The sequence below is a fragment of the Pseudomonas sp. MYb185 genome, from assembly GCF_002979975.1.
Taxonomy (GTDB): Bacteria; Pseudomonadota; Gammaproteobacteria; order Pseudomonadales; family Pseudomonadaceae; genus Halopseudomonas.
On the sequence record NZ_PCQD01000002.1, the window covers coordinates 429,777 to 448,294 of the forward strand.

The 18,518-nt window shown below is 62.6% G+C and carries 13 protein-coding genes; 6 read left to right on the top strand and 7 right to left on the bottom strand.

Going from position 1 to position 18,518, the window contains the following annotated elements; all coding sequences use genetic code 11:
- Nucleotides 1-24 precede the first annotated feature (24 nt).
- Entirely contained in the window at nucleotides 25-1,365 is a 1,341-nt protein-coding gene (locus CQ007_RS04430; RefSeq protein ID WP_256582194.1) for a sigma-54 dependent transcriptional regulator, read from the top strand.
- A 118-nt stretch (nucleotides 1,366-1,483) separates the two neighbouring features.
- Here CQ007_RS04430 and thiO read toward each other — a convergent pair whose 3' ends face one another.
- The gene (gene thiO, locus CQ007_RS04435; RefSeq protein ID WP_105643708.1) at nucleotides 1,484-2,596 is read right to left on the bottom strand and encodes a glycine oxidase ThiO; all 1,113 of its coding nucleotides are present in this window, start codon (nucleotides 2,594-2,596) and stop codon (nucleotides 1,484-1,486) included.
- A 159-nt stretch (nucleotides 2,597-2,755) separates the two neighbouring features.
- On the opposite strand from thiO, the gene mqo reads away from it, so the two are divergent.
- Nucleotides 2,756-4,243 carry a malate dehydrogenase (quinone) gene (gene mqo / locus CQ007_RS04440; RefSeq protein WP_105643709.1) on the top strand — a complete coding sequence of 496 codons (1,488 nt, stop codon included), beginning with the start codon at nucleotides 2,756-2,758 and terminating at the stop codon, nucleotides 4,241-4,243.
- 64 nt (nucleotides 4,244-4,307) lie between these two features.
- Here the strand turns inward: mqo and CQ007_RS04445 are convergent, their stop codons facing one another.
- Complete coding sequence (locus CQ007_RS04445) at nucleotides 4,308-5,045, bottom strand: ABC transporter substrate-binding protein (RefSeq protein WP_105643710.1); 738 nt, start codon at nucleotides 5,043-5,045, stop codon at nucleotides 4,308-4,310.
- A gap of 113 nt (nucleotides 5,046-5,158) precedes the next feature.
- On the bottom strand, nucleotides 5,159-6,415 hold the full coding sequence (gene glyA / locus CQ007_RS04450; RefSeq protein WP_105643711.1) for a serine hydroxymethyltransferase: 1,257 nt from the start codon (nucleotides 6,413-6,415) through the stop codon (nucleotides 5,159-5,161).
- A gap of 395 nt (nucleotides 6,416-6,810) precedes the next feature.
- Here glyA and ettA point away from each other — a divergent pair, with 395 nt between their 5' ends.
- From ettA to CQ007_RS04465, 3 genes are all read left to right on the top strand, one after another.
- Nucleotides 6,811-8,475 (top strand): energy-dependent translational throttle protein EttA, encoded by a 1,665-nt coding sequence (ettA, locus tag CQ007_RS04455; protein ID WP_105643712.1) that lies wholly within the window; start codon nucleotides 6,811-6,813, stop codon nucleotides 8,473-8,475.
- Between the two features lie 271 nt (nucleotides 8,476-8,746).
- Complete coding sequence (gene gdhA / locus CQ007_RS04460; protein WP_105643713.1) at nucleotides 8,747-10,087, top strand: NADP-specific glutamate dehydrogenase; 1,341 nt, start codon at nucleotides 8,747-8,749, stop codon at nucleotides 10,085-10,087.
- Between the two features lie 128 nt (nucleotides 10,088-10,215).
- Complete coding sequence (locus CQ007_RS04465; RefSeq protein ID WP_105643714.1) at nucleotides 10,216-10,593, top strand: PilZ domain-containing protein; 378 nt, start codon at nucleotides 10,216-10,218, stop codon at nucleotides 10,591-10,593.
- Nucleotides 10,594-10,603: 10 nt separating this feature from the next.
- Here CQ007_RS04465 and CQ007_RS04470 read toward each other — a convergent pair whose 3' ends face one another.
- Nucleotides 10,604-11,728 carry a methyltransferase gene (locus CQ007_RS04470; RefSeq protein WP_105643715.1) on the bottom strand — a complete coding sequence of 375 codons (1,125 nt, stop codon included), beginning with the start codon at nucleotides 11,726-11,728 and terminating at the stop codon, nucleotides 10,604-10,606.
- 122 nt (nucleotides 11,729-11,850) lie between these two features.
- Nucleotides 11,851-13,293: a polyphosphate:AMP phosphotransferase gene (pap, locus tag CQ007_RS04475; RefSeq protein WP_105643716.1), complete on the bottom strand. Its 1,443-nt coding sequence runs from the start codon at nucleotides 13,291-13,293 to the stop codon at nucleotides 11,851-11,853.
- Between the two features lie 80 nt (nucleotides 13,294-13,373).
- On the opposite strand from pap, the gene radA reads away from it, so the two are divergent.
- Nucleotides 13,374-14,747 carry a DNA repair protein RadA gene (gene radA / locus CQ007_RS04480; RefSeq protein WP_105643717.1) on the top strand — a complete coding sequence of 458 codons (1,374 nt, stop codon included), beginning with the start codon at nucleotides 13,374-13,376 and terminating at the stop codon, nucleotides 14,745-14,747.
- A gap of 380 nt (nucleotides 14,748-15,127) precedes the next feature.
- Here the strand turns inward: radA and CQ007_RS04485 are convergent, their stop codons facing one another.
- Together CQ007_RS04485 and CQ007_RS04490 are read right to left on the bottom strand one after the other, a co-directional pair.
- Nucleotides 15,128-17,566, bottom strand: coding sequence for a Lon protease family protein (locus CQ007_RS04485; protein WP_105643718.1), 2,439 nt, complete (start codon nucleotides 17,564-17,566; stop codon nucleotides 15,128-15,130).
- A gap of 77 nt (nucleotides 17,567-17,643) precedes the next feature.
- Complete coding sequence (locus CQ007_RS04490) at nucleotides 17,644-18,474, bottom strand: uroporphyrinogen-III synthase (protein ID WP_105643719.1); 831 nt, start codon at nucleotides 18,472-18,474, stop codon at nucleotides 17,644-17,646.
- Nucleotides 18,475-18,518 lie beyond the last annotated feature (44 nt).

An 18,518-nucleotide genomic window follows, 5' to 3' on the forward strand; every position in this document is an offset into this window, starting at 1 on the left:
TAGCATTACCGCATGGAGCACCCGGTGAACAACCCACTGGCACTGATCATTGACGATGAGCCCGATATCCTCGAATTGCTGGATATGACCCTGGGCCGGATGAACATCAAGACCCGTAGCGCCACCAGCCTGGCCCAGGCCCTGGCGCTGCTGGACCAGCAGCAATTCGATCTGTGCCTGACCGACATGCGCCTGCCTGATGGCGATGGCCTGAGTGTAGTGCGTCATATCCAGCAGCACTGCCCCAATACCCCGGTCGCGATGATCACCGCCTATGGCAGCCTGGATACTGCCATCAGCGCGCTCAAGTCCGGCGCCTTCGATTTCGTCACCAAACCGGTGGACCTGCAGCGTCTGCGCGAGCTGGTCAACAGCGCCCTGCGTCTCAGCCGCCGCGCCGAACAGCCGGTGGCGCCGGAGGGCGATGATCCCATCCTCGGTATCTCCCCACCGATCCGCCAGTTGCGCAAGCAGATCGCCAAGCTGGCACGCAGCGAAGCACCACTGTATATCAGCGGCGAATCCGGCAGCGGCAAGGAGCTGGTGGCGCGACGCCTCCATGATCTTGGGCCCCGGGCCTGCCATCCGTTCGTGCCGGTGAACTGCGGCGCGATCCCCTCGGAGCTGATGGAGAGCGAATTCTTCGGTCACCGCAAGGGCAGCTTTACCGGCGCGGTGGCCGACAAGCCCGGCCTGTTCCAGGCTGCCGGTGGCGGTACGCTGTTCCTCGACGAGGTGGCCGATCTGCCGCTGGCCATGCAGGTCAAGCTACTGCGGGCAATCCAGGAAAAGGCCGTGCGCCCGGTCGGCACCCAGCAGGAAGAACCCGTCAACGTGCGTCTTTTATGCGCCACGCACAAGGACCTGGCGCTGGAGGTAGCCGAAGGGCGTTTCCGCCAGGACCTGTTCTACCGGCTCAACGTCATCGAGTTGCGGGTGCCGCCACTGCGCGAGCGCCGCGAGGACATCCCGCTGATGACCCAACGCATCCTGCAACAACTGGCACAGCGCTCCGGATTGCAGGTCCCCACCGTCGAGCCCGCCTGCATGGAGCGGCTGAGCAGTTACCGCTTCCCCGGCAACGTGCGGGAACTGGAGAACATCCTGGAACGCGCCTTCACCCTGTGTGAAGGCGACACCATCATGGCTGACGATATCCAGCTCAACAGCAACCCGCTGCCGAGTGAGGACCCCACCCTGGGCCAGATCGACTCGCTGGAGGATTTTCTCGATGATATCGAGCGCAAGGCGCTGACCCAGGCCCTGGAAGAGACCCGCTGGAACAAGACCGCCGCCGCCCGCCGCCTGGGGCTGACCTTCCGCTCGTTACGCTACCGCCTGAAGAAGCTGGGGATGGAGGACTAGCTTGGCTGCGTGTCGTGGTACCGGCGCGCATCGTCGTCGAGCAGGCGCTCGACAACCCGAGTACCACGGGGTGTAGCGCACCTGCGCTACGCCGGAATACTGTACTCGGTTGGTGGTCCTATTGCGACTCCGCCAGCCGCTGCACCCTGCCCTCGACCTGGTAAGGCGTCGGATCAACCACTGGCGGGCGGCGCAGCATCAGGTCCGCCAGCAGCCGACAGGAGGCAGGGGCCAGCACCAGGCCATTGCGAAAGTGCCCGGTATTCAGCCACAGCCCCGGATAGTCCGGTACCTCGCCGATATAAGGCACGCCATCCGGCGAGCCCGGGCGCAAGCCGGCCCACTGCCTGACCGGTTGCTGCTGCGCCAGGGCTGGCAGCAACTGGGCTGCCGAGGCGCGCAGCGATTCCAGCGCCTGCTCTGTGGTGCTCTTGTCGAAACCGGCATGTTCCAATGTACTGCCCAGCAGGATGTGACCATCCCGCCGGGGAATCGCATAGCGGCCGTCGGACAGCACCATGCTGCGCAGCCAGCCCGGCTCGCCCCGATACAGCAGCATCTGCCCCTTGACCGGCTGCACCGGCAAGGCCAACCCGAGGCCGGCCAGCAGATCACCACTCCAAGCCCCTGCCGCCAGCACCACGGCGTCCGCCGACAGGTTCTGGCCATTGCAATGCACGCCGCGCACCTGCCCCTGGTCCAGCAACAGACGCGTGTCGGCGGTATTTTCCAGCAGCCGGCAAGCCGGCATCTGCGCCAATCGCGCACGGAGCGCTGCCATCAGCCGTGGATTGCGCACATTGGCCAGATCCGCCTGCCACAGGGCGCTCCGGTACCCCTCGGCCAGCACCGGTACCTGGCGGTAGATGAATTCGGCGTCTACCCGATGCAGCGGCTTGCCTTGTCGGGTCGCCCAATCCAGCGCCTCGTCCTGTTCGGCATGGTCGAGCCACAACAGGCCACAGGCTGTGACTTCGGGATCGATACTGGTGAATTGCGCCAAGCGCTCAGCCAGGCTCGGATAGTAACCCTGTGACCAGTCGGACAGCACGCTGATTGCCGGTGGATAGCGCCACGGATACAGCGGTGAAACGATTCCTCCGCCAGCCCAGGATGCTTCACGACCCACCTGCTGACGCTCGATGAGCGTCACCCGCGCACCGGCATCCAGCAGATTGAGTGCGGATAGACAGCCGATCACACCCCCGCCGACAATCACGATATCCTGCATAACCACCCTTCCCCCAACGCATCGCCAGCCCGCGACAACCCCTGTGTGCACGGCAATTGCCGCTGTTCATGACCTGTCCCCAGCCATGCAAAGGTTATGACACGCAACCAGATAAAACAGGTATGATACGCGCAGTTTTTTGTGAGAGGCGACATGTAAATGACAGCAAAAGATGTAGACGTATTGCTGGTCGGTGGTGGCGTCATGAGCGCTACACTCGGAATGTTGCTCAAACAGCTAGATCCCAATATGACCATTACCCTGGTCGAACGTCTGGATCACGTTGCTCATGAGAGCACGGATGGCTGGAACAATGCCGGCACGGGGCACGCCGGTTACTGTGAGCTGAACTACACTCCCGAATCCGATGATGGCAACATCACGATCAACCGCGCACTATCGATCAATGCGAACTTCGAGGTGACCCTGCAGTTCTGGTCCTACCTCGTCGAGCAGAAGATCCTCCCGGCGCCCAGTAAGTTCATCAACCCCACCGCACACCAGAGCTTCGTCTGGGGCGAGAAGGACGTTGCCTTCCTGCGCAAACGTCATGAACTTCTCAGTGCCCATCATCTGTTTTCAGACATGCAGTACAGCGAATCGGCAGAGCAACTCGCCGAGTGGATGCCGCTGGTCATGCAGCAGCGCCAGAGCGGCCAGCCGGTTGCCGCCACCCGTGTCGAATACGGTTCGGATGTCGATTTTGGCTCCCTGACCCGCAACATGGTCAGTCACCTGACCACCCTGGACAACTTCGACCTGCATCTCAGCCATGCGGTCAAGAGTCTGCGCAAGAGCAGCCGTGGCCACTGGCGCGTTACCGTCAAGGACGAGCAGAGCGGCGAAGAAAAGAAGATCAACGCCAATTTCGTGTTCCTCGGCGCTGGCGGCGGCTCCCTGCCGTTGCTGCAGAAGTCCCATATCGAGGAAAGCCAGGGCTATGGCGGCTTTCCCGTCAGCGGCCAATGGCTGGTGTGCAAGAAGCCGGAGATCGTCCAGCAGCACCACTCCAAGGTCTATGGCAAGGCGCCGGTTGGCGCACCACCGATGTCGGTCCCGCACCTGGACACCCGCATCATCAACGGCCAGCCCGCGCTGCTGTTCGGCCCGTTCGCCGGTTTCACCACCAAGTTCCTGAAGAAAGGTTCGGTGCTCGACCTGTTCTCTTCGGTCAAGCCGTACAACGTGGCGCCGATGATGGCGGTCGGTCGGGACAACATGGATCTGACCCGCTATCTGATCAGCGAGTCCTTCCAGTCCCACAAGAACCGGGTCGACTCGCTGCGCAACTTCTTCCCCGATGCACAGGAAGAGGATTGGACGCTGCAGAATGCCGGCATGCGCGTGCAGATCATCAAGAAGGATGCCAAGGGTCACGGCAAGCTGGAATTCGGCACCGAGATCGTTGCTGCCAAAGATGGCACCCTGGCTGCGCTGCTGGGCGCATCCCCCGGCGCCTCCACCGCCGTGCAGGCGATGATCGACGTGCTCGAACGCTGCTTTGGCGAGCGCATGGCCACGCCGCAATGGCAGTCCCGCATGAAGGACCTGGTGCCGTCCTACGGCCAGTCCCTGGTTGATGACGCCGAACTGCTCAGGACCGTTCGTGAACGGACCCTGACCACGCTCGATCTGCGTCGCCACTGATCAGCCTGTCGCTGGAACCCCGGCCATGCCGCCGGGGTTTCCCGCCAAGCCGGCAAGCCTCCCGCTACTGCCGCGTCACATCCAGTTCGACACCCTGCGCCTGCAGCCGATCGAAGGCCGCATCCAGATCCGTCTTCAATCGCTCGGCAAATCCCGACTGGCGTGACAGCACGAAGCGCATGGGCAATTCAGCCACCCCGACCGAAGGCAGGGCCTGCATGCCCAATGTCTCCAGTGCCGAGCTCACCTGGGTCCGATAATCCAGCAGATAGTCGCCCCGTCCACGCAACAGCATCTGTACCGCGCCGACATGCGAGTTGCTTTTATGCACGGTGAGATCCCGGGCAGGATCACTGAGAATCTGCCGCAGGGCAGTAGTGTAGGTGAAGTTGGTAATCATGATCAGGCTCTTGCCCTGGATATCCTCCGGCCAGCGGGGCGGCGGAGTGCCGGGCAGGTGGTACAGATTGATGCCCACCCGCCCCAGGTCACGCTCGGTCTGCAGCGTATGCTCAGCCAGCCCCGGCTTATTCAGCATGCCCGGCCACACGTGGACCTCACCGCTTTCCAGCCCCAGCCAGATGCGAGCCGCCGGCAGGATGCGCAACTCGGCCCGGTAACCGGCCTCGTGCAACAACCTGGTGGTCAAGTCGACCCCCTTACCGACCACCCTGCCGGATTCATCCCGTTCCGCATATCCCGAGAAATTGAGAAACGCCACCTGCACCACGGGCTGCTGCGCAGCGGTGCAAACACCAGAACATAGAAGAAACAAGGCCAGCCATACCGCTGCTTTCTTCATAGGACCTCCCATTCCTTGCCGAGTGTGTCCCAGCCTAGCCGGCTGGCCCGGTATTGCAATAAAAAACCCCTTGCCGGCAATCCGGCAAGGGGTTCGTTCAGCAAAGCACGCGTTTAGTCGCGGTATACCGGCAGACGAGCGCAGATAGCCTTGACCTGATCACGCACGCGGTCGATCACCGACTCGTCACCCATGTTGTCGAGAATGTCGCAGATCCAGCCGGCCAGCTCGCGACACTCGGCTTCCTTGAAGCCGCGGGTGGTCACCGCCGGCGTACCGATGCGCAGACCGGAGGTCACGAACGGCGAGCGCGGATCGTTCGGCACCGCGTTCTTGTTGACGGTGATATAGGCGCGACCCAGGGCCGCGTCCGCGTCCTTGCCGGTAATGTCCTGCTTGATCAGCGACAGCAGGAACAGGTGGTTCTTGGTACCACCGGAAACCACGTCGAAACCGCGCTCGATGAATACCTCGGCCATGGCCTGGGCATTCTTCACCACCTGCTGCTGGTAGGCCTTGAACTCGTCGCTCATGGCTTCCTTGAAGCAGATCGCCTTGGCCGCGATCACGTGCATCAGCGGGCCACCCTGGCCACCGGGGAATACCGCCGAGTTCAGCTTCTTCTCCAGCGCCTCGTTGGCACGGGCCAGGATCAGGCCACCACGCGGGCCGCGCAGGGTCTTGTGGGTAGTGGTAGTGACCACGTCAGCGTAGGGTACCGGGTTCGGATATACACCAGCGGCAACCAGGCCGGCCACGTGGGCCATGTCGACGAACAGGTAGGCACCCACCTTGTCGGCGATCTCGCGGAAACGCGGGAAGTCGAGGATCTGCGAATAGGCGGAGAAGCCGGCGATGATCATCTTCGGCTTGTGCTCGAGCGCCAGCGCTTCGACTTCGTCATAGTTGATCAGGCCGGTATCGGTATTGATCCCGTACTGAACGGCGTTGTACATCTTGCCGGAGAAGTTTACCGAAGCACCGTGGGTCAGGTGACCACCATGGGCCAGGCTCATGCCCAGCACGGTGTCGCCAGGCTGCAGCAGCGCCTGGAATACCGCGCTGTTGGCCTGGGAACCGGCATGCGGCTGGACGTTGGCGTAGTCGGCACCGAACAGTTCCTTGGCGCGGTCGATGGCCAGTTGCTCGGCCACGTCCACGAACTCACAGCCGCCGTAGTAACGCTTGCCCGGGTAACCTTCGGCATACTTGTTGGTGAGCACCGAGCCCTGTGCCTGCATGACCGCAGGACTGGTATAGTTCTCGGATGCGATCAGCTCGATGTGCTCTTCCTGACGCTGTGCTTCCTGCTGCATGGCTGACCACAGCTCGGCGTCGAAAGTGGCAATATCGTTGGAACGGCTAAACATGTCACGGCCCTCTGCCAGAGATGTACAAATAAAAAAGAGGCCGCATTTTACCCCAACCGGACGTAACTGGCACATGAAAAGCATTCAGTCGGTCATATAGGTCCTTTCAAGGAGTTACCCGCCCCCGCTGGGTCGCCGCGCCACTGCGTGGCTCGCAATGACATGACTGTGAAGTATCGGGTAAAGGGGCGAGGCCGTCCCCGCTGTCATTGCGAGGAGCCGTAGGCGACGCGGCAACCCATGTTCCCGAAGTTACCGGCAACACCTGCAGTTTATATGGACGACGGGTCGGATTTGCCCTGGCCCCTAACTTGGGCTAGCCTTGCCCCCCATTCCCCGCCCCTTCTTTGCGGGTGCCCCATTATTCTCCATCAGCAATTACAGGTTTACGCCCCATGGCCCAATACGTTTACAGCATGCACCGGGTGAGCAAGGTTGTGCCGCCCAAGCGGCAGATCCTCAAGGATATTTCCCTGTCATTCTTCCCCGGCGCCAAAATCGGCGTACTGGGCCTGAACGGTGCGGGTAAATCGACCCTGCTGCGCATCATGGCCGGAGTGGACACCGAATTCGACGGTGAAGCCCGCCCCATGCCCGGCATCAACGTCGGCTACCTGCCGCAGGAGCCGCAGCTGGAGCCGGAAAAGACCGTCCGCGAGATCGTCGAGCAGGCGGTCAGCCAGATCAAGGACGCCCAGGCCCGCCTCGACGAAGTCTATGCCGCCTATGCCGAGCCGGATGCCGACTTCGACGCACTGGCTGCCGAACAGGCCAAGCTGGAGGCCATCCTCCAGGCTGCCGATGGTCACAACCTGGATCGCCAGTTGGAAGTCGCCGCCGATGCGCTGCGTCTGCCACCGTGGGATGCGGTGATCGGTAACCTGTCCGGTGGCGAGAAGCGCCGCGTGGCATTGTGCCGCCTGTTGCTGTCGGCACCCGACATGCTGCTGCTGGACGAGCCGACCAACCACCTGGACGCCGATTCGGTCGCCTGGCTGGAGCAGTTCCTGCACAACTTCCCCGGCACCGTGGTCGCCATTACCCACGACCGCTACTTCCTGGATAACGTCGCCGGCTGGATTCTGGAACTGGACCGCGGCCACGGCATTCCCTTCGAAGGTAACTACTCCCAGTGGCTGGAATCCAAGGCTGCCCGCCTGAGTGCCGAAGCCAAGCAGGAGGCCTCCCACGCCAAGGCGATGAAGGCCGAGCTGGAGTGGGTGCGCCAGGGGGCCAAGGGCCGCCAGGCCAAATCCAAGGCCCGCCTGCAGCGTTTCGAGGAAATGCAGTCCCAGGAATTCCAGAAGCGCAGCGAAACCAATGAGATCTATATTCCCGCCGGGCCGCGCCTGGGCGACAAGGTCATCGAATTGCACGGCGTCACCAAGAGCTATGGCGACCGCGTGCTGATCGATGACCTGAGCCTGAGCATTCCCAAGGGTGCCATCGTCGGCGTGATCGGCGGCAACGGGGCCGGCAAGTCCACCTTGCTGCGCATGATTACCGGCAAGGAACAGCCCGACAGCGGCGAGATCGTCATCGGCGATACCGTGAAGATTGCCAGCGTCGACCAGAGCCGTGATGACCTGGATGGCAACAAGACCGTGTGGGAGCAGGTCTCCGACGGCTTCGACCTGATCACCGTGGGCGGCTATGAAGTGCCCTCGCGCGGTTACGTTGGCCGCTTCAACTTCAAGGGCGCCGACCAGCAGAAGTTCGTCAAGGACCTGTCCGGCGGTGAGCGCGGCCGGCTGCACCTGGCGCTGACCCTGAAACAGGGCGCCAACGTGCTGTTGCTGGACGAACCGTCCAACGACCTCGACGTGGAAACCCTGCGTGCACTGGAAGAAGCCCTGCTGGATTTCCCGGGTTCCGCCATCGTGATTTCCCACGATCGCTGGTTCCTGGACCGCATCGCCACGCATATTCTTTCCTATGAAGATGATGCGAAGGTGGTATTCTTCGAGGGCAACTACACCGAATTTGAAGCAGACCGCAAGAAACGCCTGGGCGAAGCAGCCGCCCAGCCGCATCGTGTGCGCTACAAAAAACTGGCCTGACGAAAAAGTCACATTTTTGTGGAACTTTTCCGACCTGCCGCGTGCGACCAAAAAGCGCACGCGGCAGGGCTTCGCATAAGAGCCATAAATCCCTTAAAAAACATAAACTTGAATCTGTTTCACCAGCATCCAGCGGTCCCCTGCGCACCACTGCAGGGCACCCTTGAGCCCCATTGACGTGCATGTTTTTTTGTTAAGCACTATTTCAGAGCGTGTTCACCTCTGATAAATTTGCACCAACACGTCTTAAACTTGCAAAAAAGAGACCTCCATGACTGACACGCTGACAGCCTGCCTGGCGCATCTGAAACTGCGCGACCCAGGGCAACCCGAATTCCATCAGGCAGCCGAAGAAGTACTGAGCACGCTGTGGCCTTTCCTGGAAGAGAACCCCAAGTACCTGAAAGCCGGCATCATCGAGCGCCTGATCGAGCCCGAGCGCGTGATCATGTTCCGCGTGCCGTGGATGGACGATAACGGCCAGGTCCACGTCAACCGCGGCTTCCGCGTACAGATGAGCAGCGCCATCGGCCCGTACAAGGGCGGCCTGCGCTTCCACCCGTCGGTCAACCTCGGCGTCCTCAAGTTCCTCGCCTTCGAGCAGGTGTTCAAGAATGCCCTGACCACCCTGCCCATGGGCGGCGGCAAGGGCGGCTCGGATTTCGATCCCAAGGGCAAGAGCAATGCCGAAGTCATGCGCTTCTGTCAGTCGTTCATGACCGAACTGGCCCGCCACATCGGTGAGAATCTCGACATTCCCGCCGGTGACATCGGTGTCGGGGCGCGGGAAATCGGCTACCTGTACGGTCAGTACAAGCGTCTGCGCAACGAATTCACCTCGGTACTGACCGGCAAGGGCCTGACCTACGGCGGCAGCCTGATTCGTCCGGAAGCCACTGGCTACGGCTGCGTGTACTTCACCGAGGAGATGCTGCAGGAGCGCGGCCGCAGCCTGGAAGGCCTGCGCGTGGCGATTTCCGGCTCCGGCAATGTTGCCCAGTACGCCGCTCTCAAGGCGATGGATCTGGGTGCGGTGGTGATCTCCATCTCCGACTCCGGCGGCACGCTGTACTTCCCCGAAGGCATGACCACCGAGCAGTGGCATTACCTGATGGACCTGAAGAACGAGCGTCGCGCTCGCCTGCAGGACATGGCCTCCGAGCTGCAGCTGGAGTTCCTGAGCAAGCGTACACCCTGGCACCTGCCATGCGATATCGCCCTGCCCTGCGCTACCCAGAATGAACTGAACGGTGATGACGCCCGCGTCCTGGTAGCCAACGGCTGCTTCTGTGTTGCCGAAGGTGCCAACATGCCATCCACCCTGGAAGCGGTCGATGTGTTCCTGGAAAACCGCATCCTGTTCGCCCCGGGCAAGGCAGCGAATGCCGGCGGCGTTGCGGTCAGCGGCCTGGAAATGAGCCAGAATGCCATGCGCATGCAGTGGAATGCCGGCGAAGTGGACACCAAGCTGCACGCCATCATGCAGTCCATCCACTCCGCCTGCGAGCGCTACGGCAAGGAAGAGGATGGCTATATCAACTATGTGAAAGGCGCCAACATCGCCGGCTTCGTCAAGGTAGCCGACGCCATGCTGGCCCAGGGTGTGGTCTGACCTTCCGCCCTTACCTCCTTTCCTCCTCCTCGGCCTGCTCCGAGGAGGAGGTCATTCCCTCCGCAGCAACACCAGCAACTGAGCAGCTATAATAAGTCGCATAACGTAGCCGCCCGACGGGGGCCGTCATGTCAGACCATTATCGGCGCTTTTCCCGCATTCCCTTTGACGCCCACGTCAGCTTGCACCAGGACAACTGGCACGCCCACGGCCAATTGATCGATATCTCCCTGCATGGCCTGCTGCTCAGGCAACCCGACACCTGGTCACAAGTGGATATCAGCCAACCCTTGCGTGCGGTGGTCGAGCTGTCCAGCACCGACCAGATCCACATGGAAGTACAACAGGTATTCGCCCGCAATGGTTTACTGGGCCTGGAGTGCCGGCATATCGACCTGGATTCCATCAGCCACCTGAAACGGCTGGTGGTGCTGAATCTGGGCGATGATGTACTGGCCGAGCGGGAGCTCACGGCACTCTGCGCCGAACCCCATACAGATCCATGACCGCTTCGATTCAGGCCGCGCGCAGCACCACGAACTTGCTATTGCCACCCACCTGCGCAACGTTGCCGAAAAAGCGCCGCAATTTGACGTGATAACCGAGGTGACGGTTGCCGACCACCAGCAGCTCGCCATCCGCTACCAGCGCCTGGCGACTCTGCTGGAACAGGCGCATGGCGATTTCATCACCGATCACCTGTTGCTGATGAAATGGCGGGTTGCACAACACCAGGTCGGCACTGCCCGCCGGGGCGCCCAGCAGGCCGTCGCCGACGATGAAGCGCGCCTGTCGGTCGGGGAATGCCTGACTGAAATTCTGCCGGGCCGAGGCAACCGCAGCGTAGGACTCATCGATGAAGGTCAGCTGCGCTTCGGGGTTGAGCAAGGCAGCCTGGATACCCAGCGCGCCGTTGCCGCAGCCGAGGTCGACAATGCGTACCGCCCCCTCCATCCGGGGAAGGCATGGCAATAGCACCCGGGTGCCGATGTCCAGCCGCTCGCGGGAGAATACCCCGGGCAGGTTGGCCAGCTCGCAGCCACTGTCCGGCAGCGGATAGTGCGTGGTCAGTTGCGGCGTACCCGGCACAAGCGCGCTGTCGAGACGGGCGGTCAGCAGGCGTGCCTTTTTCCATGCCAGCGAGGCCTGATACGGGCCGATATAGTGGGCCAGCAGGTCTCCCGCACTCGGTGGCAGGTGCTTGAGCATGGCCCCAGCAGTCACCAGCGCATCCGCTGACAACAACGGTCGCAGACGACTGAGCTGGTCTTCCAGCAGGGCCAGGCTTTTCGGGATGCGCAGCAGGACCTGACTTATGGGCCCTTCGGGCAGGTGTTGACTGTCGATGAAGGTAACCTGCTCTGCCGTCAGCCGATTGTGGTCGATATTCAGCTGCAGGGCCTGCTGCGCCAGATGCGAGTCGCTCCAGCTGATCACCGGTCGGCCAGATCGCGCCAGTGCACAGGCCAGCGCGCCGAAGTTGTCATTGATCACCAGTATCGGCCCTGCGGCGGGCTCCGGTGCTGCCAGAGACTGCAACAGATACAGGTCCGCCGTATCCACCGGTTGCAAGGTCGGATTACGGGTAGGTGGGTAGCGCTCGAGCTGCAGCGAGCCGAAAGGGGTATCGCAATGGTACATGGCGGGCCGGTCTTGAATGAAAGACGGCTAGTATAGCCCAGGCCCCGCGGTGCCATCACCGCTGACGTCGCTCGGGCGAATAGCCGTCTGCAATACCTGAGCTGATGCGGTATTTCTGCAGCTTATTTCAGCGCCTGGCGCAACGCCTGGCAGACTATCTTCAGCGCTTCCACCCGCGCGTAGCGTTTGTTTTCGGCGGGTACGATGTACCAGGGCGCCAGAACCGTATCGGTATGCGCCAGCATATCGTTCAGCGCCTGTTCATAGTGCGGCCAGCGCTCGCGGTTGCGCCAATCCTCCTCGGTCAGCTTGTAATGCTTGAGCGGGGAGCGCTCCCGGGCCTTGAAGCGCCGCAACTGCTCATCCTGGGTAATGGCCAGCCAGAACTTCAGTACCAGGGTGCCCTTGGCGCTTAGCTGCGCCTCGAAATCGTTGATCTCATCATAGGCACGCTGCCATTGCCGGCGGCTGCAGAAGCGTTCGACCCGCTCGACCAACACCCGTCCGTAATAGCTGCGATCGAAGATGGCAACCCGACCGGGGGTAGGTACTCGCCGCCAGAAACGCAGCAGATAGGGTTGCAGGCGCTGCTCATGGGTTGGCGCGCGAGTGCCGTGCACGCGCATGTAACGCGGGTCCAGGCACTGGGTGATGCGGCGAATGGCGCCACCCTTGCCGGCGGCATCGGTACCTTCGAACACCAGCAGCAGGCTGCGCTCGGCAAAGGCCGGGTGCCGCACCAGTTCGCGCAGCTCCGCCTGATAATGCCTGAGCTGCTGCTTGTATTGCTGCTTGCCCAGCTTGAGGCAGTAATCCACCTGTTGCAGGCGCACCAGCGGCGCAGGCAGCAGCGGGGTCGGTGCCGGACGTTTGGTCTGCTTGTCCAGCAACTGGTGAATCTGCTGCAGCACTATCTGGCCAACGCGAATATCACGGTAGTGGGCGTCATCACTGGGCACTGCTATCCAGGGCGCCCAGGGGGTCGAGGTCAGCTCGCTCATCAGTTGCGTGGAGGTCATCACCTGCTCATGATCCACCGAACCAAGATCCCCCCACTCGCGCATCACCACGCTCTGCTCCAGCTCCTGCGCTGCGCCTTCCCCACCCGACGGCTGCTCGATCTGCAGCCAGAGCTTGACCAGTGCCACGCCTTCCTCGCTCAGCAATCGCTCGAAGCGGGCAATCTCCTCCATCTGCAGTTGAAACGCCTCAGCGTTGATTTCACCACGGCAGTAGCGGATCTGCGGCTGGTGGTACCAGGAGCCGAGATAGAAGCCGAGCTTGCCCGGTCCGGGCAGACTGATCCAGTAGCGCCACAGGTGCGGCATGCGCTGTTCGATCCCCTGGGGCAAGGCGAAGGCGCGGGTATCGAGGAAGCGGTTGTCCAGCCATTCGTAGAAGCTGTAGATGGCTTCGGCCTTGCCACCGTTGTCGTTGCCGCTGACCAACACCAGTACCGGCCCCTTGTTCGCCTTGCGCAGCTCGTACTGCGCCTCCAGCAGCGCCTCGTTGAGCTCGGCCCGCTGCCGTTTGAATGCTTTCTTGCTGAGATGGTGCTCCGGCATCTTTGTCGCCTGCGTCAGGATTTATTGCGTGCCGAACAGTATAGTGACGGCTGACAGAAAACAGGTTCAATGGAACGGCAATGGCGAAGAACAAACGACTCTACGGCTGCACCGAGTGTGGCGCCACCTTTACCAAATGGGCCGGCCAGTGCGCAGAATGCCGGGCGTGGAACACCCTGGTCGAGACCGTGATAGATACCACACCGGTCGGCGGCAGCGGCGGCCCGCGTGCCAGCAACTGGGCCGGAGAAGCGGCCCAGGTCAAGACCCTGGCCGAGGTCTCCACCGAGGAGATGCCGCGCCAGCCCAGTGGCTCTTCCGAGCTGGACCGGGTACTCGGCGGCGGGCTGGTCGGCGGCTCGGTGGTGCTGATCGGCGGCGATCCGGGCATCGGCAAGTCGACCATCCTGTTGCAGACCCTGTGTCGCCTGGCCCAGGACATGCCGGCGTTGTACGTCACCGGCGAGGAATCCCAGCAGCAGGTGGCCATGCGCGCCAAGCGCCTGAGCCTGCCGGAAGACAAGCTGAAGGTGATGACTGAAACCTGCATCGAAAGCATCATCGCCACCGCCCGCCGCGAACAGCCGAAGGTGATGGTGGTCGACTCGATCCAGACCATCTTCACCGAACAGTTGCAGTCGGCCCCCGGCGGTGTCGCCCAGGTGCGTGAAAGCGCCGCGCTGCTGGTGCGCTATGCCAAGCAGAGCGGTACGGCCATCTTCCTGGTCGGCCACGTGACCAAGGAAGGCTCGCTGGCCGGGCCGCGGGTACTCGAGCACATGGTCGATACCGTGCTGTACTTCGAAGGCGAGGCCGATGGTCGCCTGCGCATGCTGCGTGCGGTGAAGAACCGCTTCGGTGCGGTCAACGAGCTGGGCGTATTCGCCATGACCGACAAGGGCCTGAAGGAAGTCGCCAACCCCTCGGCGATCTTTCTCTCGCGCTACGAAGCGCCGATTCCCGGCAGCGTGGTGATGTCCACCTGGGAAGGGTCGCGGCCGATGCTGGTGGAGGTGCAGGCACTGGTCGACACCAGCCACCTGGGCAACCCACGGCGGGTCACCCTCGGGCTGGACCAGAACCGCCTGGCCATGCTGCTGGCGGTGCTGCACCGGCATGGCGGGGTGGCGACCTATGACCAGGATGTGTTCGTCAACGTGGTCGGCGGGGTCAAGGTGCTGGAAACCGCGGCCGACCTGGCGCTATTGGCAGCGGTGATCTCCAGCCTGCGCAACCGGCCCTTGCCGATGGACCTGATGGTATTCGGCGAGCTGGGCCTGTCCGGTGAAATCCGCCCGGTACCCAGTGGCCAGGAGCGCCTGAAGGAGGCCGCCAAGCACGGCTTCACCCGCGCCATCGTACCCAAGGCCAATGCCCCCAAGGAAGCGCCGAAGGGCATGCAGGTGGTGCAGGTCACCCGGCTGGACGAGGCCTTGGGAGTCCTGTTCGATTGAGTTGACGTCGGATGCCGACATTGGAGGGTCGAGCGGTTGTGCACATAAACTGTGGATAACTCTGTGAGCAGGCTTGTAGTAAACGCCGCTGGGCCATGCCGGGACAGGCGTTGGCCGGAGTAGTTCAAAAAACAGCCAGTACGCTTGATACCCTGTCCGGGGATAGTGGCAGAATGGCTGCAGCAGGCGAATTCCAGGGCTTGGCGAATTTGTCCAGGAAAAACTGTGCGGCCCGCCACAGTTTTCCGGAAATGGGTTATTGACAGGCCAGCGTAAAAATGGCCCTGCAGAAGTGTTCCACACAAACTGTGGATAACTCTGTAGACAAGGCTGGGAAAGGCCGCTGCAGGGCTTGCCGGGCCTGGCGCCCGGCAGGCTGTTCACGGTTTGATCAGCGGTTCGATGCCCGGCGCTTCCTCTGCAGCGTCGCGGTTTTCCTCGTTATGCTGGCCACGGTGATTGATGGTCTTGAGGCGCTGCACCACCCGGTCATTGATCGAGCCTTCGGGGAACTTGCCCTCGGCATCCGGGGTACCGGCATCTTCCCCGGCCAGCAGGCTGAGTGCCTGATCGACATTGTCCACCGCATAGATGTGGAACAACCCGGCCTTGGCCGCGTCCAGCACGGTCTGGTGCAACATCAGGTTGGGTACGTTGGCCCGGGGAATGATGACGCCCTGCTCGCCGGTCAGGCCGCGCGCCTCGCACAGCCGGAAGAAACCCTCGATCTTGACGTTGACCCCGCCAATCGCCTGCACTTCGCCGAACTGGTTGATCGAGCCGGTAATGGCGAAGCACTGTTTCAACGGCACCCGTGACAGCGCCGAGATCAGCCCGCAGACCTCACCCAGCGAGGCACTGTCGCCATCGATATAGCCATAGGACTGCTCCAGCGCGATGCTCGCGGAGATCTCCAGCTGATGATCCTGGGCATAGCGGCTGCCGAGATAGCCGGTGAGGATCATCACCCCCTTGGAGTGGATCGGCTGGCCGAGGTTAACCTCGCGTTCGATATCCACGATACCGCTGCTGCCGGGGTACACGGTGGCACTGATGCGCGCCGGCACACCGAACACCGAATCGCCGATGGCCAGTACCGTCAGGCCATTGCATTTGCCCACCGCCGCGCCATCGGTATCGATCAGGATCACCCCGGACAGCATGTCCTCGCGGATGCGCGCACTGGCCCGCCCGGTACGTGCCTCCTTGGCCTGCAGCGCGCGTTCGATGTGGCCGGTGTCGGTCATCCGGTCACCCGCCAGTTGGCGAACCAGGTCCGCCTCGGCCACCAGCTGGAAGATATCACTGATGCTCGCCGACAGATGCTGCTGATGCTCGGCCAGGCGCGCGCTGTAGGTCAGGATGCGTGCCACCGCTGCCACCGTCAGCGGCGCCAGCCCCTCCTCGTCCACCCGGGTCTTGAGCAACTGGGCCATGCCCTCGATGCTGTCGGGGGTGCGTGGCAGATGGTCGTCAAAATCCACCAGCACGCGAAACAGCTCCTGGAAGTCCGGATCATAATCCTGCAGCAGGTAATAGGCGCGGCGCGAGCCGATCAGGATCACCTTGACCGACAGCGGGATGACCTGCGGCGTCAGGGTCACCGTGGTCAGGCGGCCGATATCCGCCCAGGGCGATTCGATCTTCAGTTGCCGGGCGTGCAATGCCCGCTTGAGCGCCTCCCAGACGAAGGGCTCGGCCAGCAGCTTGTCCGCCTCCAGCACCAGGTAGCCGTTGTTGGCCCGGTGCAGCGCGCCGGGGCGGATATGCCGGTAGTTGGTGATCAGCGCACCCTGCTCGGAACTGTACTCCACCCGGCCGAACAGGTTGTCGTAGGAAGGGTGCGGCTCATGCACCACCGGCGCGCCGGGGGAGCCGGGATGGTCGACGATCAGGTTGGGGCTGTAGTGCTCGATCAGCGCAGCCTTCTTCGCTGCTTCGGGGCGTGCTTCCGAGCGCTCATCGACCAGCAGTTCCACCACCACCTTGAGCAGGTTCTGGTGGATCGCCTGGACATAGGCGCAGATGTCGGGGTTGTCGCAATAGCGCTCGGTCAACGGCTGCAGCAGCGGTTGCAGGGCATCGGTAATGGTCTGCTCGTTCAACTCCCGCAGCTCGTTGCTCGACTCGCGCTTCCATTGCGGCAGGCTGGCCAGCGCCTCGTTGAGTACCTCCTCGAGCACCGCGATGTCGGCATGGAAGCGCTCGCGCTCGGCTTCCGGCAACTGGGAGAACTCCGCCTCGTCCAGTCCCTTGCCATCACGCATCGGCGTGAACACCAGGTTCTGGCCGTCACGGTACAGCACGATACTGCGCTCCAGCGCCTGGCGCTCGACCATGTCGATGGCAGCGTCGTAACGCTTGTTGAAACTGCGGTCGATGGCGCTTTTCTTCTGCTGGAAGGCCGGATGTTCGAAGGCCGCCGGGAAGGTCGCCAGCAGGTTGTCGATAAGCTGGTGGATGTCGTCGATCAGCTGAGTCGCGGTACCGGCCGCCATATGCAGCGCCTTGGGCTCGCGTGACTCCTCGAAGTTGTTGATATACACACAGGCCTGTGGCGTGGGCATGCGCTTGGCCTCGGCCTTGAGATAGCGCATGGCATAGGAAAAGCGCCCGGTACCCGGCTCACCCATGACGAACATGTTGTAGCCCGCACGGCGCATGGCGACGCCGAAGTGCATGGCTTCGACGGCACGATCCTGACCGAGAATGCCCTTGAACGGCTCCAGATCGTCGGTGGAGGCAAAGCCCAGGCTCTCCAGGTCGATTGGCACGGTGAGTTGTTCTGGCGGCAGGCGCAGCGGGCCGGTTTTGCTCATCAAACTTCCTTGGAAGAAAAATAGGGAATGGGGGATCGTAAAAATTCAGTGTAAACCATGACCTGCGCCGGGGCCTGTCAAACCGCCCCGAACTTGCGCACCAGCTCGCGCACCAGCGGCTTCATGAAATAGCTGCTGGGCGGCATCAGGTCCACCTGCAGGCCCCGCTCACGCAATTCCTCAGCCACCACCGGACCGACCGCGGCGATGGTCAGGCCACCCAGGATCTCGCCCAGCCGCTGCTGGCCTACCGAGCGCCGGCCGATCTGGAACAGCCGGCGCACCTGGGTGGCGCTGGTGAAGGCGATGGCGTCTACCCGGCCGCTGGCCAGTTCGCTGATCAGGCTTTCCACCCGCGCATCCTCGACGTCATCGGCGTAGACATAGGGCGCCACCGGCGCCACATGCGCACCAGCACCCTGCAGGAACTCCATCAGCGGCAGGTTGGGATCGGTACCGTACAACTGCACGGCGATACGCCGGCCATACAGGTCCTCGCTCTGCAGGGTGCGTATCACCCCTTCGGTAGTGGGCTCCAGCGCAACCACATCAGCCTTCAGGCCAATACTGCGCAGCGCCGCACCGGGTTTGGGGCCGCGGGTCAGCTTGCGCACCTGGGCCAGCCGGGCGATGAAGTCCTCGCGCAGGCTGCCCCCGGCCCGCTCGGCAGCGGCCAGCAGGCGGCGAATACCTTCGCCGGTCAGGGCGATGAAATCATCCCAGGGCTCGGCGCTGAACTGCTGGAGCCAGTCCAGCACAGGGCGCTGGTCCGGTGCGTCATGGATGGATACCAGCGGACAGCGCAACACCTCGGCACCGCGCTTGAGCAGCATATCGGCGAACAGGTCCAGCTCGCGACTTTCCGGCAGGGCAATACGGCGGCCCGCAAGGGGCAGGGAATCAGGCATGGTTGCATCCGTTTCGAATCAGAGCAGCCATTGTGGGGTCGATC

Excerpts from the sequence above, each read along its gene's own strand:
- thiO (WP_105643708.1), bottom strand. The coding sequence starts at position 2,596 with ATGCAGGATATCGTGATTGTCGGCGGGGGTGTGATCGGCTGTCTATCC.
- pap (WP_105643716.1), bottom strand. The coding sequence starts at position 13,293 with ATGCCGGAGCACCATCTCAGCAAGAAAGCATTCAAACGGCAGCGGGCC.
- mqo (WP_105643709.1), top strand. The coding sequence starts at position 2,756 with ATGACAGCAAAAGATGTAGACGTATTGCTGGTCGGTGGTGGCGTCATG.
- CQ007_RS04485 (WP_105643718.1), bottom strand. The coding sequence starts at position 17,566 with ATGAGCAAAACCGGCCCGCTGCGCCTGCCGCCAGAACAACTCACCGTG.
- radA (WP_105643717.1), top strand. The coding sequence starts at position 13,374 with ATGGCGAAGAACAAACGACTCTACGGCTGCACCGAGTGTGGCGCCACC.
- ettA (WP_105643712.1), top strand. The coding sequence starts at position 6,811 with ATGGCCCAATACGTTTACAGCATGCACCGGGTGAGCAAGGTTGTGCCG.
- CQ007_RS04445 (WP_105643710.1), bottom strand. The coding sequence starts at position 5,045 with ATGAAGAAAGCAGCGGTATGGCTGGCCTTGTTTCTTCTATGTTCTGGT.
- glyA (WP_105643711.1), bottom strand. The coding sequence starts at position 6,415 with ATGTTTAGCCGTTCCAACGATATTGCCACTTTCGACGCCGAGCTGTGG.
- CQ007_RS04470 (WP_105643715.1), bottom strand. The coding sequence starts at position 11,728 with ATGTACCATTGCGATACCCCTTTCGGCTCGCTGCAGCTCGAGCGCTAC.
- gdhA (WP_105643713.1), top strand. The coding sequence starts at position 8,747 with ATGACTGACACGCTGACAGCCTGCCTGGCGCATCTGAAACTGCGCGAC.
- CQ007_RS04465 (WP_105643714.1), top strand. The coding sequence starts at position 10,216 with ATGTCAGACCATTATCGGCGCTTTTCCCGCATTCCCTTTGACGCCCAC.
- CQ007_RS04490 (WP_105643719.1), bottom strand. The coding sequence starts at position 18,474 with ATGCCTGATTCCCTGCCCCTTGCGGGCCGCCGTATTGCCCTGCCGGAA.